This window comes from Ruegeria sp. BG11 (assembly GCF_056538565.1).
In genome coordinates, this window is sequence record NZ_JBQFTH010000001.1 from 562613 (window position 1) to 588399 (window position 25787).

Consider the following 25787-nt stretch of genomic DNA (forward strand, 5'->3'; position numbering starts at 1 on the left):
GTTAACCGGCAAGTTCGGCGCGATTTAGCGCACAATGTGACCAAAGTTCGTCCATCGCCTGAACCAGACGGTTCATCTCTCCGGGCCCATGGACCGGAGATGGGGTAAAGCGCAGGCGTTCCGTACCACGTGGAACCGTCGGGAAATTGATCGGTTGCACATAGATACCGTGATCGTCCAGCAACCGGTCGCTCAGGATTTTGGTATGGACCGGGTTTCCGACGATAACAGGCACGATATGGCTGCCATGGTCGATCAACGGCAGGCCCAAGCCTTTCAGGCGCAGCTTCAGGATTTTGGCCTGTGTCTGATGTTGCTCGCGCAGTTCCGGCGTCACTTTCAGATGCGCGACCGAGGCCGCCGCACCAGCCGCGACAGCGGGCGGCAGAGACGTGGTAAAGATGAACCCCGGCGCGTAAGAGCGCACGGCGTCACACATCTTTTCGCTGGCTGCGATATAGCCCCCCATCACGCCATAGGCTTTGGCCAGAGTGCCATTGATGATGTCGATGCGATGCGCCAGACGGTCACGCTCGGTCACACCACCACCGCGCGGGCCGTACATGCCAACCGCATGGACCTCGTCAATATAGGTCAAAGCACCGAATTCATCAGCCAGGTCGCAAATCTCTTCGATCGGACCAAAGTCACCATCCATGGAGTAGACTGACTCAAAAGCGATCAGCTTGGGGGCTTTGGGGTCGTCGGCCTCAAGCAGCTCACGCAGGTGCGCGACATCGTTGTGGCGGAAGATACGCTTGGCGCCGCCATTGCGCCGCACGCCTTCGATCATCGAGGCATGGTTCAGCGCGTCCGAATAGATGATCAGACCGGGGAACAGTTTCGGCAAGGTCGAAAGCGTCGCGTCATTGGCGATGTAAGCGCTGGTGAACAGCAGGGCGGACTCTTTTCCGTGCAGATCGGCAAGCTCAGCCTCAAGACGCTTGTGATATACAGTCGTGCCCGAGATGTTACGTGTTCCGCCCGACCCAGCACCGGCCGCATCGACGGCTTCGTGCATTGCGTTCAGGACCACCGGGTGCTGGCCCATGCCAAGATAGTCGTTGCCGCACCAAACGGTAATGTTCTGTTGTGTTCCATCGGGACGGGTCCGAACGGCATGCGGGAAGTGCCCGTTACGGCGTTCGATATCGATAAAGGTCCGGTAACGTCCTTCGTCATGCAGCCTGGCAATCGCTGAATCGAGCTGAGCAGTATAGTCCAACGGACCCTCCTTGATCGCCTCGGGCAAACCCCTCACCCAAAGCCTGTATTCCGCCACCTTACAGGACATTGCCCCTAAAGCAGCTTTGTGTTAGCACGTTCGACCTTATTAAAGCCGCTAGTTAGAACCCAACTTTGATTTGCATCAAATATAAGCTTCATAGCCGCGCAGCAAGTAAACTTACGTCTAAAAGACGCGGGGAAACGACGCAGGTACAGAAGCTTAACTTCAGCCGTTCACTACGGGGCAGTGCTGCGCACTCTGCTCTGGACGGCAGCGCCAACACTGATAGGGTTCGCGCAAATCATTCCCAAGCAGGAGCCCTGTTATGTCGCTAGACGCCGTGCTGAGCCGGATCGACTCTGATCTGCAAACCTCGATCGATCGCCTGATGGAGCTTTTGCGCATCCAATCGATCTCAACCGATCCCGCCTACAAGGCCGAGGTCGACAAGGCTGCAGACTGGCTGGTCTCGGACCTGCAGAGCATTGGTATTGCAGCGGAAAAGCGCGAAACACCCGGTCATCCTATGGTCGTGGGTCATGTGGGTGACGGTAACGAAGGCCCACATGTGCTGTTCTATGGGCATTATGATGTGCAACCCGTCGATCCGCTGAACCTGTGGAACCGCGATCCGTTCGACCCCGCCATCGAGGAGACCGAATATGGACCCGTCATTCGAGGCCGTGGTTCATCCGACGACAAGGGCCAGCTGATGACCTTTGTCGAGGCCTGCCGTGCCTGGAAAGCCGTCCACGGCACCCTGCCCTGCCGCATCACCTTTTTCTTCGAAGGTGAAGAGGAATCAGGCTCGCCCTCGCTGGTGCCGTTCCTCGAAGCGAACAAAGACGAATTGCGGGCCGATCTGGCCCTGGTTTGCGACACCTCGATGGTGTCACGCGGAGTGCCTTCTATCGCGTCGCAACTGCGCGGAATGCTGAAGGATGAGTTCACCATCGTTGGCCCCCGCATCGACCTGCATTCCGGCCACTATGGCGGCCCCGGTCTGAACCCGCTGCGCGAATTGTCCAAGATCGTGGCTTCTTTCTATGACGATGAGACCGGACGCGTCGCTATTGAAGGTTTCTATGAAGGCGTTCACGAAGTCCCGGCAGATCAGCTGCGCCAGTGGGAAAACTGCGGTTTCGACGAAGCTGAATATCTGAACTCGGTGGGCTATAGCCAACCGCATGGCGAAAAAGGCTATTCCACGCTGGAACAGCAATGGGCACGCCCCACACTTGAGGTCAACGGCCTTTGGGGCGGCTACAATGGTGCCGGATCTAAAACGGTGATTCCGTCGGAAGCTCACTGCAAAATCACCTGCCGCCTTGTCGGCGACATGGACCCCGACGCCTTGCGCGACAAGATTCGTAAACATGTAGAGGAGCACCTGTCCCCGGATGCCAAAGTTGTCTGGGACAATGACCTCGAAGGGTCCCCAGCCTCGGTCATGAATCTGGATCGCCCTGAGTTCGAAGCAGCCCGCGCTGCGCTATCTGACGAATGGGGCCGCGAGGCTGTGTTCACCGGAATGGGCGGCTCAATCCCGGTCGTTGGTTACTTCGACACCGTTCTGGGCTTGGATTCGATGCTGGTGGGTTACGCCAATGACGACGATGCCATCCACTCTCCGAACGAGAAATACGATGTCAAAAGCTTCCACAAGGGCATTCGCTCTTGGGCCCGCATTCTGGATGCTTTGAATTCATAGGAGACTTTTGCGAGGCTCTGCCTCGCGCTTCGAGGTATTTTCGGCCAGATGAAGGACGGATCCCATGCTTCATCTGGCTGTAAATATCCCGGGGGAGTCGCGGCTTGCCGCGGCGGGGGCAGAGCCCCCTCACCCCTTACATATGGATCACGCGATCATACGCATCCAGAACACTTTCATGCATCATTTCTGACAGTGTCGGATGCGGGAAGACGGTGTTCATCAGGTCTTCTTCCGTCGTCTCCAACTGACGACCTACAACGTAGCCCTGAATCATCTCGGTCACTTCCGCGCCGATCATATGCGCGCCCAGCAGCTCACCGGTCTTGGCGTCGAAGATCGTCTTGATCATGCCCTCAGGCTCTCCAAGCGCAATCGCCTTACCGTTCCCGATGAACGGGAAGCGGCCGACTTTAATGTCGTAGCCCAGTTCTCTGGCTTTGGCTTCGGTATAGCCGACCGAGGCCACTTGCGGATGACAATAGGTGCAACCTGCGATGCTTTCGGGTTTGACCGGATGCGCGTGTTTGCCTGCGATCAGGTCGGCCACCATAACGCCTTCGTGGCTAGCTTTATGAGCCAACCAAGGCGCGCCGGCGATATCCCCAATCGCATAGAGATCATCAACGCCGGTGCGGCAGAACTCATCCGTCACAACATGCGTACGGTCGATTTTCACGCCGAGTGCTTCCAGTCCCAGATTCTCGACATTGCCTACAATGCCAACGGCCGAGATTACCGTGTCGAACTCGTGCTTCTCGACCTTACCTTTGACCTCGATATGCGCGGTGACCTTACCCTTGCCGCGATCAAGCTGCTTGACCATCGCCTTTTCCATGATGGTCATGCCCTGCTTGTTGAAGGCTTTCTTCGCGAAGGCGCTGATCTCAGCGTCTTCAACCGGAAGCACGCGGTCCATCACTTCAACCACGGTCGTGTCTGCACCCAGCGTGTTGTAGAAGCTGGCAAATTCGATCCCGATGGCGCCCGAGCCGATGACGAGCAGTTTCTTCGGCATCCGCGGCGGCTGCAGTGCGTGTTTGTAGGTCCAGACCAGATCGCCATCCGCTTCCAGCCCTGGAAGCTCGCGCGCTCGTGCGCCGGTGGCGAGGACGATGTTTTTGGCGGTCAGCTCTTCGGTGCCCTTCTCGGTTTTGACTGAGACTTTGCCTTTTGCGGTTATCGTCGCCTCGCCCATCACGACACTGACTTTGTTCTTCTTCAGCAAGTGGCCGATCCCACCCGACAACTGGCCGGCAACGCCACGTGAGCGTTTGACCACCGCGTCCAGATCGTAACCGAACTTGTCCGCTGTCAGACCAAAGTCCTTCGCGCGCTCCATCAGGTGGAAGACTTCCGAAGAGCGAAGCATTGCCTTGGTTGGGATGCAGCCCCAGTTCAGGCAAATGCCGCCCAGATGCTCCCGCTCGACCACGACGGTCTTGAGGCCCAGCTGCGCCGCGCGGATTGCGGCCACATAGCCGCCCGGACCAGCACCGATTACGATCAGATCAAAAGATTTTTCAGCCATGTGTCCCTCTCGGCCCAGGTCGGTTAGAAATTTAGTTTAGTATTAAACTATTTTTCACAGCGCATCAATATAGACATACCGCGACAAAAGCGACGTCGGTATGTTATGGTCGATACGTGCAGTTTTCAGCCTATACCCAAGCATTTTCAAAGGCTAGAAAAGAACAGCCGGGGCTTCCGCCCGTCTTATATTCACAAAGCATTCGAAAGACTTATCATGGCCAAGACCCTCAAAGACCTTCTCCTTGCACTTCTGAATGCAACGCTGATCCTTGTCGCGCTTTGCCTGTTTTTGGGATGGAAACTGGCTTCGACCGCCGAGGACGTCACCTCGGTCCTGTCGGAAAAGCTGCAAGTTGTCGCCCCGTTGCGGGACGAGGCGCAGGGTATTCGCGAGCAGCTTTCAGGGCTACGCAGTGATTTGGCCCGAGTTCAAGAGGACGGTCTGGTGAGCAACACCGTTGTTTCACTGCGAATGTCCAATACGCTGGATAAACTGGAAACGATAGAAACCAAACTGCAGACCGTTCAGACCCGGTTTGCAGAGTTGGCGGAATCACCTGACCAATTGATTGACCATGCAATTGAGACCTCGGCCGACGTGGTAGCCGACCGGATCATTGCTATCCGCGGATGCGGGCCCGAAAGTTAACCGGCTGCTTGCAACTCGCGCACAGTGGCGCCATAGCCGCCCATGTCGACATAGGCGGTCTCATGCACGGTTGGGGTACGTGACAGGGCCTCATTCCGATAGGGGAAGCGTCCGAATTTTCGGATTACCTCACGGTGCGCGCGCGCGTGCAGCAGGTTGCTGGAATCTTCGCTGCTGAGGTTCTGGCACATCAGACGCACACAGCGTTCCTGATCACACAGGTTCTCGGAATGCATCATCGGCAGATAAAAGAACTGCCGCGCGGGTTCGTCGATTTTCACATCCCAGCCCTTGTCCACCGCACATTTCGCAGCGGCCAGAGCCGCCCGATCCGACGAAAAGGCCCGTGCCTCGCCCCGGAACATGTTGCGCGGGAATTGGTCTGTTAGGATGATATAGGCCAGCGACCCGCTGGGATATGTCAGCCAGAGCGAAAACTTGCCCTCTGTCGCGGCTTCCCAAGTGGTCAGGAAACGGTCGCGGATCTTCTGATCCAGCGCGTCGTCCTGCATGTACCACCCCTTGGGGCCGACCTCATCCAACCAAAAACTCAATACGTCTTCAGGACCAACCATTGCCCTTAACTCCGTGTGTTGCCCTCCCCAGGGACGTAAGGTCATTTAAGGCTGTTTTACAGATTTGTAACAGTAAAATATTACTACATTTCGGACATATTTAGGCGTTAGCGGAAACATCTTGTGCGTCCTCCTCGGCCTCGGCGGCTTCGATGGCCACTTCCTGGGCCACCTCAAGTGCAACGGGGGATGCGGACGGGTACAGAGGCGACATAGTGCCGGTTTCGTCGACTGGTATCGCCGCGCGCTGCGTCATGCGGTACATTGCATAGCCAGCCATCGCGAACAGCAACGCCGCGATGAACAGGAAAAAGCCCGGAGGTCCAAAGATCCCGTCCCCCATCAACCAACCCGTAATCAGCGGGCCAGCAATCGCGCCCAAGCCGTTGATGAAAAGCAGACCACCAGATGCAGCGGCCATGTCCTCGCGATCCAGAAAATCGTTCGTATGGGCGATCAGCAGGGAATAGAGCGGGTTTGACATACCGCCAATAAAGAAAGCGGTTACCAGCAGGATCGGGAAATTCACCCCGAGTAGCATGCCAGCTACGGCACTGGCACCGCCTATGGCTGCCGCCAGCAGGATCAGGAAACGCCGATCCATTCGGTCCGAGAACCATCCCAGCGGGTATTGCAGCACGATAGCGCCGATGTAGAAGGCGGCCACGAAGGTCGAAATCTCGATCAGGCTCAACCCGGCGCGCGCGCCATAGACCGCCGCCATGCCGAACTGCGCCGAGAACACCCCGCCCAACAGAAACATACCGACACAGCCCAAGGGGGATTTGCCCATCAGCTCGCGCAGGGTCATGGGTTTGGTGGTGTCGAATGCAGGAGTCGGAGAAATCGACAAAAGGATCGGCGCGAACGAGACGGAAACGAGGATCGACGCGATCACAAACGTCTCATACCCTGCGGGATCGCCCAGCAAGACCAATCCCTGAGCCGAAATGATCCCCAGCATCTGCACAATCATATAGAGCGACAGTGCCTGCCCCCGGTTCTCATTACTGGCCGCGTTGTTGAGCCAGCTTTCAGCGGTCACGTACACGCCCGAGAAACAGAAGCCGATCACGGCACGCCCCAGGAACCACGCGATCGGGTCGGTCAGCATCGGATACATGATCATGACCGCTGAAATGAACGAGGCCAGGGCTGCGAAGACACGCACATGGCCGACCCTGCGGATCATCTCAGGCGCGAGGCGTGATCCGCCTAGAAATCCCATGAAATAGGCCGACATCACAAAGGACATCTCGAGGGTCGAGAAACCTTCGATTTCACCGCGAACACCCAGAATCGTGCCTTGCAGGCCGTTGCCGACCATCAGCAGACCCATGCCGAGAAGAAGCGCCCAAGCGGTGGACAGAACCTGAATCATTTGGGCCTCCGGGATGTGCCAAGCTGAATTGCGAGTCGTTTTGCGATCAAAACAAATGCAGATCGCGCCTGTCTACGACATTCCCTGTCTGACAGTGTCGCGGCTGAGGGTTTTAGGGGATCAGAAGGGATGAATCCCCATATGAGAAGAAGCGATATTTCTGTTCAATCGCATGGGCATAGACTGAACGCATACGCTCCTGCCCCATCAGAGCCGAAACCAGCATCAGCAGGGTCGACTTGGGCAGGTGGAAATTGGTCATCAGTGCGTCCGTCACGTGGAACTGAAAGCCCGGATAGATGAAGATGTCGGTTTCCCCTTCCCAAGGCGCGATCTTCCCACTGCGCGCGGCGCTTTCGATCAGGCGCAGTGCGGTGGTACCGACCGGGATCACCCGGCCCCCTGCCGCCTTGGTGGCGCGGATCTCATCAGCAGCCTGCTGGCTGACCCGGCCCCACTCGGCATGCATCTTGTGGGTTGTCACGTCCTCCACCTTGACCGGCAAAAACGTGCCCGCGCCCACATGCAGGGTCACGTGGCTGAATTCCACCCCACGCTCTGCCAGCGCAGCCATCAACGCACTATCGAAATGCAGCGACGCGGTTGGTGCGGCCACAGCGCCCGAGTTGCGCGCCCAGATGGTTTGGTAATCCGTCTTGTCCTGCTCATCCGCTGGACGTTTGGCGGCGATGTACGGTGGCAAAGGCATAGCACCGGCCTGTTCAAGGGCGGCGTCGAAATCCTCACCACTGAGGTTAAACTGGAGATAGGCTTGCCCGTCCTCGACCCGATCCAGAGCCGCACTGAGATCGTCGGAGAACACAATCTCTTCGCCCGGTTTGACCTTTTTCAACGGCTTGATGAGCGCGGTCCAGAATCCATTCGCCTGAGGCTCCAGCAACGTCGCCTCGATAGCAGCGGAAACCGGCCCCTGCGCGCTGTCGCGGTGCCGCCGTCCGCTGAGCCTTGCCGGGATCACGCGCGTATCGTTCAAAACAAGCCGATCGCCGGGGCGCAGCCAGTTGGGCAGATCGAACACATGGCTGTCCGAGATCGCCTCGCGCTCGGCCACCAGCAAACGCGCAGACGAGCGCGGGTTGGCGGGCCGGGTGGCAATCAGGTCTTCGGGCAGGTGGAAATCAAAATCGCTGAGTTTCATGGCCGCGCCATACAAGGCCGCAAGAGATTCGGCCATATCCCTAGCGGTCGCTTTTAGGGGCTCCGTAAGTCCGCTTCGGTTCGTCAGGTTTGCGCGGTTGGGCGTTCGGCCCGTCTGAAACCGTCGGGGCTGGAGGACGCAGAAGGTTGCGCAGGAACAGCGGCGCAAGGCCCGACAGCGGGTTCACCGAGACCTTCGGGTCCGCCAACGGCCCGGTAAGAGAATAATTGAACCCGATGACCCCTTCGCCCTTTTTGGTAAAAACGCTGCCGACCGCATTCAGCAAATAGATCGGTGAAATGGCACCCCGCAAGTTCAGCGTCCCGGCCACCGTATTCACCGTTCCGTCAAAAGACAGGCCCATGGACGGGCCAACAGCACTTCCGCTGAGGATCTTGACCTCAGTCGGGGTGATCCGCATCCGGCTGTCGATGGACGAGAAAAAGATACCCTGCCCGGCCATCTCATCCAGCAACCCGACCAGACTAATCGCGTTCAGCAGCGCGGCCATCGCAGGCGCATCCTGTATGCGAGTACTCACGATGCTGAGGATCACATCATAGCTGCCAGCGGCCGCTACTGGCTCAAGCTGCACATCCAACGTTCCGCCCCGTGCCTGCGTCAGCAAACCCGCTGAGCGCAAGACGGCACCGGCATCGTTCGAAGTCAGCTCTACCGCGCTGCGCGCGCCCCGCGGGGTGAGGCGGCCTTGCATGGCAGCCCCTCCGTTGACACGGGCGTTGAAGGTGCCGTTGACCCCACCGGTCGTTTGAAAGGCGCCTTTGAAGCCGGTTAGGGCCACGCCCTCGGTGACTTGCAGACGGTCTAGCGTGACGTCGAGATTCGGCCCAGCGGCCGACCCGCTGCCGCCGCCCTCGGACCCGCCGAATGTGGCACGGCCCAGGTTCAGCACCCCGCCAAGAACGCGAATGTCGGGTGCGGCGTTGCCCCGTCCGATCAGTTCGGCCGGAACAGCCAGCCAGTTGCCCAGATCGAAGGAACTGAAGGAAACTCGGTCAAAATCGCCGTCCCGAAAGGTGATCGACGCTGCGGTCCGCAACCCCGCCGCCTGTAGGTTCAGGGCATCAACCTTCAACCCATCGCCCAGCGTTGCATCAGCAGTCAGCGTGCCGCTGGTCGACGCGGGCTTGCGCCATCCCAGCTCGGGGATAGCCAGCGTGACGCCAACCAGATCGGATGAGGCCGACAGTTGCGGCGGTGCGCCTGCACCGATACCGAGCGTAAAATCCGCCGTGCCAGACCCGCTGAGGAAGCTTTGTGGCAACCCGGCCTTCAATTCGGACATCAGACGCTGAGACAGCTCAATCTGCCCCGTCACAGTGCTGCGCTGCGCCGTTTCGCCATCAATCGGCTGTTGCCATTTGGCCTGCACGGGCACATCGCCGAACAGGCCCTGCCCTTCGATTTGCACTCCAGTCTGGTCTCCGGACAACTCCAGCATCGGTGCACTGACGGAAAATCCCGGTACCAGACGGTCGCTGCTCAGGTCTCCCAGCTTGCCCGCAAAGTGAAATTGCGTGTCCTGAAACTTTAGGCCCTTGATCAGCGGCAAGGACAACGTACCCGCTAGCGCAACGTTCCCCTCGGCCATATCGACCGGCAGCCCTGCCTTGCTGAGCAGGCTAAGCGGCGGGCGATCCAGTAGGGATAGCGCGGCAGTGACACCCCCCGTCGCACTTATCCGTGCAATACCCGGCGTATTTTTTTTGATTTCGGTATCGGGAATGATGAAGGACGTCCCCGACGCATCCACCGCCCCGCCTTGATCGGCCATCACCACACCCTGCTGCGCGGTTGCGGTAAAGCGGTCGTCAATCAGACTGGCCTGCCCCTGCGCGCCTTCGACCGGAGGCAGGGTCTTGGCAAAACGGATGGTGGCATCCTCGAACCCGAAATCCAGATAGATATCGGGTTTGTTGTCGGGTCGCAGACGCAGCGCGAAATCCATATCCGACAAGGCGCCCTTGGAAAGGTTTTTGGTCACCCATTCCCGCGGCTTCGGCGCCAGACGCTCGGGCCAATAGTTCAGAACTTCTTCAGAATCCATCTGGTTGAGATGCGCATCCAGATCGGCCGACCAGCCATCGGCCAGCCCGACCAGCAGACCCGAGGCCCGCACGCGGTGGCCGCCATCCTCGATCGTCATCTGACCTACGCGCAGCCGGAACGGGGTAAATTTCATCTGAACGTCCAGATCGGCCCTTTTCAGGTTCAGCGGCTCGGGGAAGAGGTTGGCTGGGTTGACGTTGATCCCCGTCAGGCTCCACTGCCCATCCAGACTGTCGAGCGTCCCGTTTTCCACCCCTTGCAGATAGGCTTTGCCCGCAGCCTGCACCGATCCCCAGGCGGAATCGATCGAGACCTCGTTGAAGTCCAGCTCCTGCCGGTTGGGATCATAGGTGAAATAGGTGCGAGCGGAATCGAACGGGATGGCACGTGTCTCTGGATTCGGTTGCACCGCCCCGGCTCCCAGATTGAGCGTCGCGAAAACAGGGCCGAAAGCCCCTGAACCATCCACACTGCCCCTTACCGCGCCCGAGATCGGCGTTTTCAGAACCTGCAACCACGCCAATGCCGGGCTTTGGCCGTATATGTCTTCGGCCGGCAGGTCGGTGATCGTCACGCCAAAGCGCGCCTCGGGCGTGCCCAGAATGCTGGTATAGTTGGCCTCGATCTGGCTGACAAAATCGCGACCGGACAAGACCGAGAACCCAGTCGCCAACCGCATGTCATCGTCATTGCGCGTCAACTGTATGTGGCCGCCGTCCAATATCCAGGACCGTCCCAGCCGTAGATCGCGATAGTCCAGCGTGATCGCATCCAACTGCACCGAGGTCAGCGCAGACAGGACCGGAGACAGGAACACCTCATCCCCGGCCTCAATCAATTCGGCCAGGTTCGATGCGCTTTGCACGGGCGCGCTGCCAGTGCCCACTGTCAGGGTCAGCGCGCCATCCTCACCTCGGGTCAGGGCGATCTGCGCCCCGCTGAGTATGATCCGCTTGGGCCGCACATGACCGCGCAGCAAAGGCCGCATCGCCAGGCTGGCCCGCATATCCGACACTTGAGCGATCTGTTGTCCGGCCTGATCACTGATGGACACATCCGTCAGACGCAAACGGGGCCGCCAGCCTTCGTGAATGATAAAGCTGACATCGCCAAAGCGGATCTGGAGACCGCCCAGATTTTCCTCCAACCGCGCCTCAACGTGACTGCGCAGCCAGGCCGGGGCGTGCATACGCTGGCCCAGCACCATGAACCCCGTGAACACAGCCAGAACGACCAGCAAAACAACGCCGCGCAACGTCCAGATGCCCGCCGTCCGACGGCGCGAGCGGCGGCGTTTCGGTTGACCCCTCTCTTCGCTATTGTCCTGATCCCGCTGCACCAATTTGCGTTCCACGCCTTTCAACCCGTCCGCGTTGCCCTATGATACCGGGCAGCGTTTAAAAACCTTTAGCGGAGTTTCCAATGCCCGACGTTTCAGACATGGCCCCTGATTTCACCCTTCCCCGAGACGGCGGCGGTGAGGTATCCCTCGCGGATCTGCGCGGCAGTGCCGTCGTATTATTCTTTTATCCCCGCGATGATACGCCGGGCTGCACCAAGGAATCCATCGGTTTCTCGGAACAGCTTCAGTCCTTTGCCGATGCTGGCGCTCAGGTCTTCGGCATCTCGCGCGACAGCGTGGCCAAACATGACAAGTTCGTCGCCAAACACGACCTGACCACGCCTTTGCTGTCAGATGAAAACTCGACCGTCTGCGAGGACTACGGCGTCTGGGTCGAAAAGAACATGTATGGCCGCAAATCCATGGGCATCGAACGCTCGACCTTTTTGATCGACGCCGAGGGCCGCATCGCTCAAGTCTGGCGCAAGGTCAAAGTGCCGGGCCACGTGGACGCGGTACTTGAAGCCGTAAAGGCGATGTAGCCCCCCTCGACCCCGCGCGCCATCCGGTCTATCCCCGGCCTCGACACGACAAGGCGGAGCGTACCAGTGCCCAAAACACTGACACAGATGGCAACCGAGGTTCTGACAACAGCGGACGGGCGGGAGAAAACCACCCTGTCCAAATACCATGCCGCCGCGTGGTTCGCGTCGCGCAAAGGCCAGGGTGACACGATTGAAATCGGCACCGCCACCCCACCTTTGAATCCTGCACGCCCTGAAAAGCCCGAGCTGCTCTCACCCCGCGAAGTGCCAAAACGCAAACCGGGGTCCGAGGCCGGACGCATCGCGCTTTTGCACGCCGTTGCGCATATCGAGCTGAACGCGGTGGATTTGCATTGGGACATCATTGCTCGCTTTGGTCATGTACCCATGCCGATCGGCTTTTATGATGACTGGGTCAAATGCGCCGAAGAAGAATCGCGCCATTTTGAGATGGTCTGCGATTGTCTGGAACAGATGGGCAGCTTTTACGGCGCCCTGCCCGCCCATGCAGGCATGTGGCGCGCCGCCGAAGACACCGCCGAGGATCTGATGGGCCGCCTTGCGGTGGTTCCCATGGTGCTGGAGGCACGCGGGTTGGACGTCACACCCGGCATGATCGATATCTTTCGCAGGGCCAAGGCGGAACAGGCCATCGCTGCACTCGAGGTGATCTATGCGGAAGAGGTTGGCCACGTCGCCTATGGTTCCAAGTGGTTCCATTTTCTTTGTGGACGCGAAAACGCCGACCCCAAGGACGTCTTCCACCAATTGGTTCGGCGCTATTTCCACGGTGCCTTGAAACCGCCCTTTAACGAAGAAAAGCGCGCCGAGGCAGGATTGCCGCCGGACTTCTACTGGCCACTCACCGAGGATATGCCCGCGCCGGGTCAGGTCTCAGACTGAGGTTAAAGGATAATTTCGGCAGGTTTTCGCCGATCCGTAGGGGGAAAACTGCACCTTCGACGACAAATTGGTCAACAAACTTGCCCGAATGCTGAGACCCTATTAAGCATCCCGTCCAAGGGACGGCTACTGCACCACGACCGGTCCCGATCTTGGGGATGAGAGGTAAGACGCGTGAGAACACGTCTGGCAATTAAATTTCACTCGCTGCTCGAACGGCATTTCCCGGAACGCCGGGTTTTTCTGAAATCTGACAAAGACACACGGTACATCCGTCTCAGCTCGGAAACGCAGATCGCTGCGGTGGCCGGTGTGGCCGTAATGGTTGGCTGGACCGCCGTCGCCACTGCGATTCTGCTGATGGACAGCATCGGATCTGGCAACTTCCGCGAACAAGCCAAACGCGATCAGGCCACCTATCAAGAACGTCTCAACATCCTGTCCGCCGAGCGTGACGCCCGCGCGCAGGAAGCCTTGGCCGCGCAAGACCGGTTCAACGCTGCTCTGGCGCAGGTCTCGGCGATGCAGTCCGAGCTTTTGGCCTCGGAAAACCGTCGGCGCGAGTTGGAAACCGGAATCGAGGTGATCCAGACGACTCTGCGCGCCACGATGAAGCAACGCGAAGAGGCCCGTGGCGAGCTGGCGAAGCTGCAACAGGATGCGGATACAACGGACGCCTATGTCGTGGCCGCCTCGGCCCCGGCGCAGATGGAATTCATGACCGACGCTTTGACCCGCACTGCGGAAGAGCGGGATCAGATCGCCGCCGACGCGCGCGATGCGCTGGACCAGCGCGATGATCTGGAGCTGGAAATCCGGCTGATGCAAGAACGCAGTGACGAGATTTTCCGCCAGTTGGAAGAGGCGATGGTGATCTCGGTCGAGCCTCTGGACAAGATGTTCCGCCAAGCGGGTATGCCCACGGACCGCATCATAGAAGAGGTGCGGCGCGGATATAGCGGTATGGGCGGTCCGCTGACCCCTTTATCCCTGAGCACCCGCGGCGAGGAGAGTGACATCTCCGCCGACGAGGTGCGCGCAAACCAGCTTCTGCAACAAATGGATCAGCTGAACCTTTATCGACTGGCGGCCGAAAAAGCCCCCTTTGCGAACCCTGTTCATTCTGCTGTTCGGTTTACCAGCGGCTACGGCTCTCGCCGCGACCCCAAAACGGGCGGACGCCGGATGCATAACGGTGTCGATTTCGCGGGTCCCCAAGGCACCGATATCTTTGCAACCGCAGATGGCGTGGTCACACATGCCGGCTGGCAGTCCGGCTTTGGACGACTTGTGAGGATCAAACACGCCTTCGGGATTGAGACACTTTACGCTCATAACACCAAGATCCGTGTGAAGGTCGGCCAAAGGGTCTCGCGCGGGGATCATATTGCTGATATGGGTAGCACCGGACGGTCCACCGGCACGCATTTGCACTATGAGGTGCGCGTGAACGGAAAACCTGTAAACCCAATGACTTACATCAAGGCTGCGAGAAATGTTTTCTAAGAGCAAAATCAACGAGCCCGCATCCAAGGATTCTGAGGCGGCAAAACCTGCTGCTCCGGCGACTCCGGCGGCCCCTGCCCCTTCTGAACCCAAGGCCAGCACGGCGCCCAAGCCCAAGCCACCCGCATCGGTCCTGTCTTCGGACCTGCACATCACCGGCAACATCAAGACAACCGGTGACATTCAGGTTGAAGGCACTGTCGAAGGCGACATCCGCGCGCATCTGTTGACCATCGGCGAAACCGCGACCATCAAAGGCGAAGTCACTGCAGACGACGTCGTGGTCAACGGCCGCATCGTGGGTCGCGTGCGTGGCCTGAAGGTCCGCCTGACCTCGACCGCACGGGTCGAAGGCGACATCATCCACAAGACAATCGCCATCGAAAGCGGCGCGCATTTCGAAGGTTCGGTTCAGCGCCAGGACGACCCCCTGAACCCTGGCCGCGGCGCGAAACCGGGTGCCAACCCGGCTGCGGAAGTCAAACAGTAAAGCAAATCCAACCCGGTTTTTTGAAACGTCGCAGGCCATCCTGCGGCGTTTTCGATTCAACTGCACGTCTTGCTCTGAATCCAGTTCCAAGCTTGAACTGATACGGCTAAACTCCGCCCATGTGGATGTTTTTTGCTCTTGTCGCAGCCGTCGCAGGCGCGTTTCTATACTGGTCCTGGTCCAAGAAAAAGGCGCGCACTGCGCTTCTGGCCGAGCCATTGAGCGAAGACGACCGGCGCATCATCGCAGCACAAGTCCCAATCCTCCAACGCGTCCCATCCGACCTACGTGAGAAATTGGATGGCAAGATCAACTTGTTTTTGGAACAGGTGAGCTTTTACGGCTGCGACGGGCTGGAAGTCACCGATGAGATGCAATTGTCCATCGCCGCGCAAGCCTGCCTGCTCGTGGTGAACACCGACACTTGGTACGATAACCTGACTAGTGTTCTGATCTACCCCAACGCCTTCAAGTCTCGTCAGCAGAGGCGCAGCGGCTATGTGATCACCGAGAAAGAGATCATCCGAACCGGCGAAAGCTGGGACCGTGGGCCGGTGATCCTGTCATGGGCGCATAGCAAGCAGGGCGCGATGAACGACCATGACGGGCACAACGTGGTGTTCCACGAGTTCGCGCACCAGATCGACGACCTGTCGGGTGGCACCAACGGAGTTCCGGTCTTGGCAAAGGGACAGAGCTATGCAGAGTGGGAAAAGGTCTTTCTAACGGCCTATTCCGACCATGTCGCGGCAGTAGAGGCCGGGCAACGCACCGTCATCGACCCTTACGGAGCCGAAGGCCATGAGGAGTTCTTTGCCGTCTCGGTCGAGGTGTTCTTTGAGCGCCCTCACGATCTGCAAAAGGCGGCACCTCATGTCTATGAACAGCTTGCCGCGCTGTTCAACCTCGATCCCGCGACATGGGGCGAAAGGCCTAACTGACGCGCAGGCCGTGAAAATTCCCCCAAACGCAAGTTTCACAAATAACGGTTTTTGAATTACTCTGGTTCTCATTGTTTAATGGAGGACTATTCATGTCATCAAAACTCATGGCCGAGTTCTTCGGCACGTTCTGGCTGGTTCTGGGGGGCTGCGGCAGCGCGGTTCTGGCAGCAGGGGTCGCTGATGTCGGCATAGGATGGCTCGGTGTATCCTTCGCCTTCGGCCTGACCGTTTTGACCATGGCTTATACCGTGGGCCATATTTCGGGCGGGCATTTCAACCCAGCGGTCAGCCTCGGCCTGATGATCGGAGGGCGCTTCCCCGCCAAAGACCTACTGCCTTATTGGGTCGCTCAGGTGCTGGGTGCAATTGCGGCAGCGGTGGCGCTGTATGTGATCGTTAGTGGCGCGCCTGGTTTTGAAGGCGTGGGCGGGTTCGCCTCAAACGGATATGGCGAAGCGTCACCCGAAGGGTATTCCATGATGTCCGCGCTGGTGATCGAGATCGTACTGACTGCGTTCTTCATCGTCATCATTCTGGGCGCGACCTCAAGCGGAGCGCCTGCGGGCTTTGCCCCGATTGCCATCGGCCTGGCGTTGACCTTGATCCACCTGATCTCAATCCCTGTCACCAACACGTCGGTTAACCCGGCACGGTCCACGGGCGTGGCCCTGTTTGCGGATGGCCCCGCCCTTGCACAGCTCTGGCTGTTCTGGGTCGCCCCGCTGATCGGGGGTGCCATCGGTGCGTTGATCTGGAAAGCAATGGGCGACGACTGATCTCAGTCCCTAGCCCACAAGAAATCCCCGGCGCATGGCCTGCGCCGGGGTTTTTCGTTACTCGGTCACGGTGACCTTTTTCATCGCGTCAGGCTGGCCGACAACAGCGCCGTTCTGGCCCGCACCGCGTTTGATCGCGTCGACCACGTCCATCCCGTCCGTGACCTGACCGACAACGGTGTACTGGCCATCCAGAAACGGTCCCGGCTCGAACATGATGAAGAATTGTGAGTTCGCGCTGTTGGGGTTCTGAGACCGCGCCATGCCGACTACACCGCGATCAAAGGTGATGTCCGAGAATTCGGCCGGCAGATCAGGACGGTCCGAGCCACCACGACCTGCATTGGCAGCGTTGAAGCTGCCCTTGGTCTGGTTGCCGAACTGAACATCTCCGGTCTGGGCCATGAACCCCTCGATCACGCGGTGGAAGACGACCCCGTCATACTCACCTGCGTTGGCGAGCGCGGTGATCTGCTCAACGTGCTTGGGTGCGACATCTTCGAACAGGTCAACGGTGATGGTGCCATTGGCCTCACCCTCAACCTCGATCTGCAGCCCGGTGGCCAGCGCGGGGCTGGCCAGCAGGACAAAAGCGGCGGCGAGCTTATGCATCTGCCGCTACCTTGACGCTGATCATGCGGTCCGGGCTCGCAGGCGGCTCGCCCCGTACAATAGCGTCTACATGCTCCATCCCGTCGATCACGCGACCGTAGACCGTGTACTGACCGTTCAGGAAGTGGTTATCTTTGAAGTTGATGAAAAACTGCGAGTTTGCCGAATCCGGGTTCTGCGAGCGCGCAGCGCCCAGAGTTCCACGGTCATGCGGCAGTTTCGAGAATTCCGCCGGAACGTTCGGCAGCGACGACCCGCCTGTGCCCGCCATGCGGATGTTGAATCCGTCTTCCATGTCGCCGTGCTGGACGTCGCCGGTTTGGGCCATGAAGCCGTCAATTACACGGTGGAAAGCCACGTTGTCATACTCACCCCCACGGGCCAGTTCCTTCATCCGGGCGCTGTGCAGAGGTGCCACGTCAGGCAGCAGCTCGATGACGACATTGCCGTCTTTCAGCTCAATGATGATTGTGTTTTCGGGATCCTTGATCTCGGCCATCTGGCCCTCCTGTCGTTTGTCTTGCGCAAATACCTATGCGCCAAGCGCCTGAATGCCAAGTGACGCATTGACCTGAGGGCAAAATGCAGGAAAAGAACCGCCCAAAGGGTATCAAAACACAAGGATTGCGTGATGGGCTGGAAAACACTGGACGATATGGACCTGAACGGCAAACGCGTGCTGGTGCGCGTGGATATCAACGTGCCGGTCGTTGACGGTGTTGTGACCGACGCCACCCGTATTCAGCGTATTGTTCCCACGGTGCAGCACATCCTGGCATCTGGCGGCAAACCCATCCTTCTGGCCCATTTCGGCCGTCCCGGCGGTGAGCGACGTGAAAGCCTGTCGCTGAACCAACTTGTCCCGACCTTGGAGTCTGCTTTCGGAGCGAAGGTCCTGTTCGCCGCCGATTGCGTGGGCACTGAGGCTGAACTGGCCGCCGACGCATTGCAGCCCGGTGAGGTTCTGCTGCTGGAAAACACCCGCTTTCACGCGACTGAAACCAAGAACGACCCCGATCTGGCCGCTGGCATGGCCCGTCTGGGCGATATCTACTGCAATGACGCGTTCTCGGCGGCGCACCGCGCCCATAGCTCGACCGAGGCGCTGGCCCGTTTGCTACCCGCCTGCGCCGGCCGCCTGATGCAGGCCGAGCTTGAAGCGCTGGAGGGCGCTCTGGGCGCGCCCAAGCGTCCGGTGACTGCTGTTGTCGGCGGTGCGAAAGTATCCACCAAGCTGGAGCTGTTGGGCAACCTGATCGACAAGGTCGACTATCTGGTCATCGGCGGCGGTATGGCGAACACGTTCCTTGTCGCCAAGGGCGTTGATGTCGGAAAATCGCTGGCCGAAACCGCGATGAAAGACACTGCCGCAGAGATTCTGGCCAAGGCCGAAACATCCGGCTGCAGCATCGTGCTGCCCGTTGATGTGGTGGTCGCCGAGAAATTCGAAGCAAACGCGCCGCATCAGGTGTTGCCCGCCGATCAATGCCCCGCAGACAGCATGATCCTAGACGCAGGCCCTGAAAGCGTCGCCGTCATCACCGAGATCTTCGGCAAAAGCCAGACCCTGATCTGGAACGGCCCGCTCGGCGCGTTCGAGTTAGAGCCGTTTGACACCGCCACCAACGCCGCCGCCCTAAAAGCCGCTGCGCTGACACGCGCGGGTCAGTTGATCTCGGTCGCAGGTGGTGGGGATACCGTTGCCGCCCTGAATGCTTCGGGCGCGGCCAAGGACTTCTCGTATATCTCAACCGCAGGCGGAGCTTTCCTGGAATGGATGGAGGGCAAGACCCTACCCGGCGTCGCAGCGTTAGAACAGTGATCATCGCGGCGCGCGCAAAACCGGGCCGCGAGACAATCTGACTCAACCGCGAAATTTTTGCGAATCAGGGGATTCACATCCCGAATCACCTGTGACATAGTGCAATCAGAGGTCCAAAAAGGGCCCGTTATTGAGGCAGACTTCATACGGCGGTCAACAGAGTGTCCCGTTCCCATCGGCCCGGTTTGGGCGCAGTTTTTTTCTTTTCGGTGGCTTTTATGCTGGGTGTATATTTCACCTTTGCCGCCATTCAAGGAGACTATGGCCTGTTTCGACGGGTTGAGATTTCGGCGGAACGGGACGCCCTGTCACGCGACCTCGCGGCGCTCAAAGCTGAGATCGCCGAGATGGAAAACCTCACCCGCCGTCTTTCGGACAATTACCTTGATCTCGACCTACTGGATCAACAGGCCCGATCCGTACTGGGCATGATCCGCGCGGATGAAATCGTTATTCGGTAGTCGTAAACCTGTCTGTTGCAAGTTCCTTTGTCTCAGTTCCGGCGGTGACTATCTTTCCTCAGCAATAAGGTTCTCTTGGCGTGAACAACAAATTCGATGACCAGTTTTTTGATCGTGCTGATGCCGTAATAAATTTGGCCAACACATTTCTAGAGCAAGTGACTCGCGGAAAAGTCAGCGCCTCACTCCTATACGCGACCGCAAGATACAATGCTTGGGTAAGTGCCTGCGGTTTTGAAAACGGCTCCGACATGCGAGATATGAAGGAAGAAACTATTGAGTATTTTGTTCAGGAGTACAGAAAGATGCTGTCAGAAAACCTGGATGACTACATCGAAAATTTCGAAGGCTACATGAGGCTTGATCCGGATTGAGAGCAATTCGAACGCTCTTGTTTGGATGGTAAACTACGCTGCGTCATATTTACGCTCGCCAGATCGCAAGAAATGCTCTAAAAGATAGTTTAACGCTAAACTATCTGTCCGAAAGGGGGAGATCGCCACAATGGCTGCGCGAAAAACCACAAAGAAACCAAACGTTTCTGCGGAAGAGCTGAAAACCTACTACCGCGAAATGCTGTTGATCCGTCGATTCGAAGAAAAGGCAGGGCAACTTTACGGTATGGGTCTGATTGGTGGTTTCTGCCACCTCTACATCGGACAGGAAGCGGTTGTTGTCGGCCTTGAGGCTGCAGCAAAAGAAGGCGACAAACGCATCACATCTTATCGCGACCACGGCCACATGCTGGCCTGCGGCATGGATCCGGGCGGCGTGATGGCCGAGCTGACCGGGCGTGAGGGCGGCCTGTCCAAGGGCAAAGGCGGCTCGATGCACATGTTCTCGAAAGAGAAGCATTTCTACGGCGGCCACGGTATCGTTGGCGCTCAGGTCCCGCTGGGCGCGGGTCTGGCCTTTGCAGACAAGTATAAGGAAAACGGTGGGGTGACCTTCACCTATTTTGGTGACGGCGCGGCCAACCAAGGTCAGGTCTATGAGACATTCAACATGGCCGCCCTCTGGGATTTGCCGGTCGTCTTCGTGATCGAAAACAACCAATATGCGATGGGCACCGCTCAGGCACGCTCGACCTCTTCGGCGGATATCTATCACCGTGGTCAGGCCTTCGAGATCCCGGGCGAAATGGTCAACGGCATGGATGTTTTGGCCGTCAAAGCCGCAGGCGAGAAAGCCGTCGCCCACTGCCGCGCAGGCAAAGGCCCCTACATCCTTGAGGTCAAAACCTACCGCTACCGTGGTCACTCGATGTCCGACCCGGCCAAGTACCGCACCCGCGAAGAAGTTCAGAAGGTCCGCGAGCAAAGCGACCCGATCGAACATGTGCGCGAGCTGCTGCTGACCGGCAAACACGCGACCGAAGATGACCTGAAGGCGATCGACAAAGAGATCAAAGAGGTCGTCAACCAGGCCGCCGAATTCTCGAAAGAAAGCCCCGAGCCGTCGCTGGACGAGCTCTGGACAGATATTTACGCCTGAGAGGACGAATAAGACATGGCAACCGAAATTCTCATGCCCGCCCTTTCGCCCACAATGGAAGAGGGAACGCTGGCCAAATGGCTGGTCAAGGAAGGCGACACCGTATCTTCCGGCGACATCATGGCCGAGATCGAAACCGACAAGGCCACGATGGAGTTTGAGGCCGTTGACGAAGGTATCGTCGGCAAAATCCTGATCAGCGAGGGCACCGAAGGGGTCAAGGTCAACACCCCCATCGCGATCCTTGTGGAAGAAGGCGAAGACGCCTCCGCCCTGCCCGCGGCTGTCCCTGCAGCCGCAGCGGTGACCGAGGCCGCCCCTGCGGCGGTTGAGGCCCCCGCTCCTGCCGCTGCCCCTGCCGCACCGGTCGTGGACCTGTCACCCGACTGGCCCGCAGATGCGGAAATGAAATCCGAAACCGTCCGCGAAGCGCTTCGCGACGCGATGGCCGAAGAGATGCGCGGCGACGAAGACGTTTACCTGATGGGCGAAGAAGTCGCCGAATATCAGGGCGCTTATAAAATCAGCCAAGGCCTGCTGGACGAGTTCGGCCCCAAACGTGTGATCGACACCCCGATCACCGAACATGGCTTTGCCGGTATCGCCGTGGGTTCGGCCTTTGGTGGCCTGAAACCCATCGTCGAGTTCATGACCTTCAATTTTGCCATGCAGGCGATTGACCAGATCATCAACTCCGCCGCCAAGACGCTCTACATGTCCGGCGGTCAGATGGGCTGCCCCATCGTGTTCCGTGGCCCCAACGGTGCCGCCGCCCGCGTGGCCGCGCAGCACTCTCAGGATTACGCCGCATGGTACATGCAGATCCCCGGCCTGAAAGTCGTGATGCCGTACTCGGCCGCTGATGCCAAAGGCCTGCTGAAATCAGCAATCCGCGATCCGAACCCAGTGATCTTCTTGGAAAACGAAATCCTCTACGGACGCACTTTCGACGTGCCGCAAGTGGATGATCTAGCCATTCCTCTGGGCAAGGCTCGCATTTGGCGCGAAGGCTCGGATGTGACCATCGTCAGCTTCGGCATCGGTATGCAATATGCCCTCGAAGCCGCCGACAAACTGGCCGAAGAGGGCATCAGCGCCGAGGTCATCGACCTGCGCACCATCCGTCCGATGGACACAGGCGCGATCATCAACTCGGTGATGAAGACCAACCGTCTGGTCACCGTCGAAGAAGGCTGGCCGCAAGGATCGGTCGGCAGCTACATCAGCTCGGTCGTGATGCAAGAAGCGTTCGACTATCTCGATGCGCCGGTCATCAACTGCACAGGCAAGGATGTTCCGATGCCCTATGCCGCGAACCTCGAAAAGCTGGCCCTGATCACCACGGATGAGGTGATCGCTGCCGTCAAACAGGTGACCTACCGGTAATGGAGATCAGGGGCCGCGATCCAGCAACCGAATGCTACCGTGTCGAGATTGACATCGACAACCGCATCGTACGGGCGCTTGTGCCCGAACGATTGGCGGCGGATATGCGGTTGATAGGCGCGCGCCCCTCTCACCAGACCGCCTATGTCTGGATGGCGGAGAACAAAGAAAAAATCGAGGCTGCGATTGCGACGCTCGCACGCGGCACCGGGCGCCCCAAGGCGCCCTTTGACCAAATTACTCTGATTGAGGAGCGCTGAAATGCCCACCGAAATCCTAATGCCCGCCCTGTCTCCGACTATGGAGGAAGGCACCCTTGCCAAATGGCTGGTCAAAGAGGGCGACACCGTCTCCTCCGGCGACCTGCTGGCCGAGATCGAAACCGACAAAGCCACGATGGAGTTCGAGGCCGTTGACGAAGGCACCATCGGCAAGATCCTGATCCCGGAAGGCTCCGAAGGGGTCAAGGTAAACACTGCCATCGCAGTCCTGCTGGAAGATGGCGAAAGCGTCGATGACATCGGCGCTGCACCGGCCCCGGCCCCAGCGGCTGCGCCTGCAGCTGCCGCGGGCAACGAGGTCGCCGCGCCAGCGGCGTCCGAGGCGCGCGCCCCTGCCCCGGCAGCACCGGCCAAGGCCGATGGCGGTCGTATTTTCGCCTCACCGCTGGCCCGTCGCATCGCAGCGCAAAAGGGCCTTGATCTGGCACAGATCACTGGCTCGGGCCCGCATGGCCGCATCGTCAAAGCGGATGTCGAAAGCGTAACTGCGACGCCAGCTGCAGCCGCTCCGGCCCCTGCAGCAGCAGCCGCGCCCGCAACGGCGGCACCGGCTGGCCCATCGGCAGATGCTGTGGCCAAGATGTACGATGGTCGCGACTACGAGGAAATCAAGCTCGACGGCATGCGCAAGACCATCGCCGCACGCCTGTCCGAGGCCAAGCAGACCATCCCACATTTCTACCTGCGCCGCGATATCAAACTGGACGCGCTTCTCAAGTTCCGCAGCCAGTTGAACAAGCAGCTAGAAGGTCGTGGCGTGAAGCTCAGCGTCAACGACTTCATCATCAAAGCCGTCGCCAACGCGCTACAGCAGGTGCCCGAATGCAACGCAGTCTGGGCGGGCGACCGCGTGCTGCAGTTGAAACCGTCTGATGTGGCCGTTGCGGTTGCGATCGAAGGCGGTCTGTTCACTCCAGTCCTGCAGGATGCCGACACCAAGTCTCTTTCTGCTCTTTCGACCGAGATGAAGGACCTTGCCGGTCGCGCCCGCGAACGCAAGCTGGCCCCGCATGAATACCAGGGCGGCACATTCGCGGTCTCGAACCTCGGCATGTTCGGCATCGACAATTTCGACGCCATCGTGAACCCACCGCATGCAGGTATTCTTGCGGTCGGCACCGGCCTGAAGAAACCGGTTGTAGGCGAAGACGGAGAGCTGACGGTCGCTACCGTGATGTCCGTCACGATGTCGGTGGATCACCGGGTCATCGACGGCGCGCTTGGGGCACAGTTGCTGCAAGCCATCGTCGAAAACCTAGAAAATCCGATGGTCATGCTGGCCTGAAAAAACTCTACCCGCCGGGGTCCGACCTCGGCGGGTGCTCTCACGATCACGGCCACGATGTGAGCAAGTGTGATCGCCCCAAAGGTTGCCGCAGCAACCGCACTCTCCCACCTTAAAAAACAGACGGTTTTGAAAGCCAAAGGTGGTCCATGCGCTTTTTTGATTTGACCAAGATATTGCTTGTCGTTGCCGCGTCCGCAACTGCGGCGGACATGGCATTCGCAAAACCCAACAGCTATCCGGGCGAAAACTCCAGGTTCAAATCCAGTGATCCAGCTGTGATCGCCCAGCAAAAGGCTGAGCGCCAGCAACGCATCGAAGAGCGTAAGGAACGCAGGGAGCAAAGACGGCAGGAGCGGTTGAACAGAAAGAACAACCGCTCAAACTGAGGTTTACTGGTCCTTGCCCAGCATGTGGTCCATCGAGATCGAGGGCTGATCGCACCCCGCCTCCCCCACGATTTTGGCCGGGATGCCGGCAACTGTCTTGCAGGCGGGAACCTCTTGTAGCACCACCGATCCGGCGGCGATCCGGCTGCAATGGCCGACCTCAATGTTACCGAGTACCTTGGCCCCGGCACCGATCAGAACTCCATCACCGATCTTTGGGTGGCGCTGCTCTTCTTCCTTGCCGGTTCCGCCCAACGTCACAGAATGCAGCATCGAGACATTGTCACCAACCACGGCAGTCTCACCAATCACGATGGAATGGGCGTGGTCGATCATGATCCCTTTGCCAATCCTGGCGGCGGGGTGAATGTCGATGCCGAAAATCTCAGACGAGCGCATCTGGAAGAAATAGGCCAGATCATGCCGTCCTTTGCGCCACAACCAGTGGGCCACGCGATAGGCCTGCATCGCCTGATAGCCTTTAAAATAAAGGATCGGCTGCAGAAGGCGGTGGCAGGCTGGGTCACGCTCATAGACGGCCATCAGGTCCGCGCGGGCAGCCTCAATCAAGCTTGGGTCGTCAGCATAAGCCTCGTCCACGATCTCACGCAGGACCATCATCGACATCTCGTTCGAACACAGCTTGGCCGCCACTCGGTACGACAATGCCCGCTCAAGGCTGCGGTGATGCAGAATACAGGCATGCACCAGCCCGCCCATCAGCGGCTCTTGCTCAACGGCGGTATGGGCCTCGGTCGTGATCCGGTTCCAGACCGGGTCGACGGGGGTCACGTGGCTGCGCTTTTCAAACATGGCTTTGATCCTTTGCTGCGCCTAGCATGCCATTTAGTGGCAAAAACGCCAAACGCAAACCCGTGATCTGTAACTTAACCAAAATGAATGTGTTCCGAGAGGGGGATTGCGCCTCTTGGCAGTCAAGGCAGTCAGCCCAAAGCTCGCCGGGACTGATGCCGTATCAACTGGCGCAAAACCATCGCAAAGCACTGGCAATAGGTCGGATCGTCAAAGCCCGGTTCATCCGCCAGCACCCGCGTGCGGGCGGCTGTCATCAGGGATCCATTGCCATAGACGGGATGCATCCGCCCAGTGCGCTGGACATGGCGGTCGGCCAGTTCGGCCTCTGCCACCATCTTGATACAGAGTTTTCGGCAGCTGCGCTGCGGCACGGCCAACAAGGCACGCGCCGCAGCGCTGACGTCTCCGTGGAGGACGGGGCGCATAAGT

Annotated in this window: 26 protein-coding genes; 16 read left to right on the top strand and 10 right to left on the bottom strand. The window is 58.9% G+C overall.

The genetic code is table 11. The features are described 5' to 3' along the window. Position 1: 1 nt before the first annotated feature. Positions 2–1225, bottom strand: coding sequence for a 5-aminolevulinate synthase (hemA, locus tag ACR0JF_RS02775; protein ID WP_170660136.1), 1224 nt, complete (start codon positions 1223–1225; stop codon positions 2–4). 328 nt (positions 1226–1553) lie between these two features. Between hemA and ACR0JF_RS02780 the strand changes: the two genes are divergently transcribed. Further along, the gene (locus tag ACR0JF_RS02780) at positions 1554–2939 is read left to right on the top strand and encodes a dipeptidase (RefSeq protein WP_170660137.1); all 1386 of its coding nucleotides are present in this window, start codon (positions 1554–1556) and stop codon (positions 2937–2939) included. A gap of 136 nt (positions 2940–3075) precedes the next feature. Here the strand turns inward: ACR0JF_RS02780 and lpdA are convergent, their stop codons facing one another. Further along, entirely contained in the window at positions 3076–4470 is a 1395-nt protein-coding gene (gene lpdA / locus ACR0JF_RS02785) for a dihydrolipoyl dehydrogenase (protein ID WP_170660138.1), read from the bottom strand. 216 nt (positions 4471–4686) lie between these two features. On the opposite strand from lpdA, the gene ACR0JF_RS02790 reads away from it, so the two are divergent. Further along, on the top strand, positions 4687–5121 hold the full coding sequence (locus ACR0JF_RS02790; RefSeq protein ID WP_170660139.1) for a hypothetical protein: 435 nt from the start codon (positions 4687–4689) through the stop codon (positions 5119–5121). Here the strand turns inward: ACR0JF_RS02790 and ACR0JF_RS02795 are convergent. The 4 genes from ACR0JF_RS02795 to ACR0JF_RS02810 all read right to left on the bottom strand — a co-directional run bounded on the left by ACR0JF_RS02795 (position 5118) and on the right by ACR0JF_RS02810 (position 11660). Next, entirely contained in the window at positions 5118–5696 is a 579-nt protein-coding gene (locus tag ACR0JF_RS02795; protein WP_170660140.1) for a DUF924 family protein, read from the bottom strand. The genes ACR0JF_RS02790 and ACR0JF_RS02795 overlap by 4 nt on opposite strands. 100 nt (positions 5697–5796) lie before the next feature. Beyond that, positions 5797–7077: an MFS transporter gene (locus tag ACR0JF_RS02800; RefSeq protein ID WP_170660141.1), complete on the bottom strand. Its 1281-nt coding sequence runs from the start codon at positions 7075–7077 to the stop codon at positions 5797–5799. 112 nt (positions 7078–7189) lie between these two features. Further along, positions 7190–8236: a tRNA preQ1(34) S-adenosylmethionine ribosyltransferase-isomerase QueA gene (gene queA / locus ACR0JF_RS02805; protein WP_170660142.1), complete on the bottom strand. Its 1047-nt coding sequence runs from the start codon at positions 8234–8236 to the stop codon at positions 7190–7192. 40 nt (positions 8237–8276) lie between these two features. Next, the gene (locus ACR0JF_RS02810) at positions 8277–11660 is read right to left on the bottom strand and encodes a YhdP family protein (RefSeq protein ID WP_480668881.1); all 3384 of its coding nucleotides are present in this window, start codon (positions 11658–11660) and stop codon (positions 8277–8279) included. Between the two features lie 68 nt (positions 11661–11728). Between ACR0JF_RS02810 and ACR0JF_RS02815 the strand changes: the two genes are divergently transcribed. From ACR0JF_RS02815 to aqpZ, 6 genes are all read left to right on the top strand, one after another. Beyond that, the gene (locus tag ACR0JF_RS02815) at positions 11729–12190 is read left to right on the top strand and encodes a peroxiredoxin family protein (protein WP_170660144.1); all 462 of its coding nucleotides are present in this window, start codon (positions 11729–11731) and stop codon (positions 12188–12190) included. A gap of 87 nt (positions 12191–12277) precedes the next feature. Beyond that, positions 12278–13096: a ferritin-like domain-containing protein gene (locus ACR0JF_RS02820; protein WP_170660297.1), complete on the top strand. Its 819-nt coding sequence runs from the start codon at positions 12278–12280 to the stop codon at positions 13094–13096. Positions 13097–13270: 174 nt separating this feature from the next. Continuing rightward, complete coding sequence (locus tag ACR0JF_RS02825) at positions 13271–14602, top strand: DUF5930 domain-containing protein (protein ID WP_170660145.1); 1332 nt, start codon at positions 13271–13273, stop codon at positions 14600–14602. Beyond that, positions 14592–15092, top strand: a complete 501-nt coding sequence (locus ACR0JF_RS02830; RefSeq protein WP_170374000.1) for a bactofilin family protein — start codon at positions 14592–14594, stop codon at positions 15090–15092. Before ACR0JF_RS02825 ends, ACR0JF_RS02830 begins: the two co-directional genes overlap by 11 nt. 125 nt (positions 15093–15217) lie before the next feature. After that, positions 15218–16033, top strand: a complete 816-nt coding sequence (locus ACR0JF_RS02835; protein ID WP_480668882.1) for a M90 family metallopeptidase — start codon at positions 15218–15220, stop codon at positions 16031–16033. 92 nt (positions 16034–16125) lie between these two features. Beyond that, the gene (gene aqpZ, locus ACR0JF_RS02840; RefSeq protein WP_170660147.1) at positions 16126–16812 is read left to right on the top strand and encodes an aquaporin Z; all 687 of its coding nucleotides are present in this window, start codon (positions 16126–16128) and stop codon (positions 16810–16812) included. A 57-nt stretch (positions 16813–16869) separates the two neighbouring features. On the opposite strand, the gene ACR0JF_RS02845 is transcribed toward aqpZ, so the two are convergent. Beyond that, a complete protein-coding gene (locus ACR0JF_RS02845; protein ID WP_170374003.1) occupies positions 16870–17424 on the bottom strand; it encodes a peptidylprolyl isomerase in 555 nt (184 codons plus the stop codon). Next, positions 17417–17923 (bottom strand): peptidylprolyl isomerase, encoded by a 507-nt coding sequence (locus tag ACR0JF_RS02850; protein WP_170374004.1) that lies wholly within the window; start codon positions 17921–17923, stop codon positions 17417–17419. The genes ACR0JF_RS02845 and ACR0JF_RS02850 overlap by 8 nt, the downstream gene beginning before the upstream one ends. 132 nt (positions 17924–18055) lie before the next feature. Here ACR0JF_RS02850 and ACR0JF_RS02855 point away from each other — a divergent pair, with 132 nt between their 5' ends. From ACR0JF_RS02855 to ACR0JF_RS02890, 8 genes are all read left to right on the top strand, one after another. Continuing rightward, positions 18056–19246 (top strand): phosphoglycerate kinase, encoded by a 1191-nt coding sequence (locus ACR0JF_RS02855; protein WP_170660148.1) that lies wholly within the window; start codon positions 18056–18058, stop codon positions 19244–19246. 161 nt (positions 19247–19407) lie between these two features. Continuing rightward, the gene (locus ACR0JF_RS02860; protein WP_170660149.1) at positions 19408–19707 is read left to right on the top strand and encodes a septum formation initiator family protein; all 300 of its coding nucleotides are present in this window, start codon (positions 19408–19410) and stop codon (positions 19705–19707) included. Between the two features lie 80 nt (positions 19708–19787). Further along, complete coding sequence (locus tag ACR0JF_RS02865; RefSeq protein WP_170553144.1) at positions 19788–20081, top strand: DUF3144 domain-containing protein; 294 nt, start codon at positions 19788–19790, stop codon at positions 20079–20081. A gap of 130 nt (positions 20082–20211) precedes the next feature. Next, the gene (pdhA, locus tag ACR0JF_RS02870; protein WP_170660150.1) at positions 20212–21201 is read left to right on the top strand and encodes a pyruvate dehydrogenase (acetyl-transferring) E1 component subunit alpha; all 990 of its coding nucleotides are present in this window, start codon (positions 20212–20214) and stop codon (positions 21199–21201) included. A gap of 15 nt (positions 21202–21216) precedes the next feature. Continuing rightward, positions 21217–22587, top strand: coding sequence for a pyruvate dehydrogenase complex E1 component subunit beta (locus ACR0JF_RS02875; protein ID WP_170660151.1), 1371 nt, complete (start codon positions 21217–21219; stop codon positions 22585–22587). Next, on the top strand, positions 22587–22847 hold the full coding sequence (locus ACR0JF_RS02880) for a hypothetical protein (RefSeq protein WP_170374009.1): 261 nt from the start codon (positions 22587–22589) through the stop codon (positions 22845–22847). The genes ACR0JF_RS02875 and ACR0JF_RS02880 overlap by 1 nt, the downstream gene beginning before the upstream one ends. 1 nt (position 22848) lies before the next feature. Beyond that, complete coding sequence (locus tag ACR0JF_RS02885) at positions 22849–24153, top strand: pyruvate dehydrogenase complex dihydrolipoamide acetyltransferase (protein ID WP_170660152.1); 1305 nt, start codon at positions 22849–22851, stop codon at positions 24151–24153. Positions 24154–24302: 149 nt separating this feature from the next. After that, positions 24303–24542, top strand: a complete 240-nt coding sequence (locus ACR0JF_RS02890; protein ID WP_170666536.1) for a hypothetical protein — start codon at positions 24303–24305, stop codon at positions 24540–24542. A gap of 3 nt (positions 24543–24545) precedes the next feature. Here the strand turns inward: ACR0JF_RS02890 and cysE are convergent, their stop codons facing one another. Together cysE and ACR0JF_RS02900 are read right to left on the bottom strand one after the other, a co-directional pair. Then, entirely contained in the window at positions 24546–25355 is an 810-nt protein-coding gene (gene cysE, locus ACR0JF_RS02895) for a serine O-acetyltransferase (RefSeq protein ID WP_170374012.1), read from the bottom strand. A 131-nt stretch (positions 25356–25486) separates the two neighbouring features. Beyond that, complete coding sequence (locus ACR0JF_RS02900) at positions 25487–25783, bottom strand: DUF7742 family protein (protein ID WP_170660154.1); 297 nt, start codon at positions 25781–25783, stop codon at positions 25487–25489. Between the last annotated feature and the right edge of the window lie 4 nt (positions 25784–25787).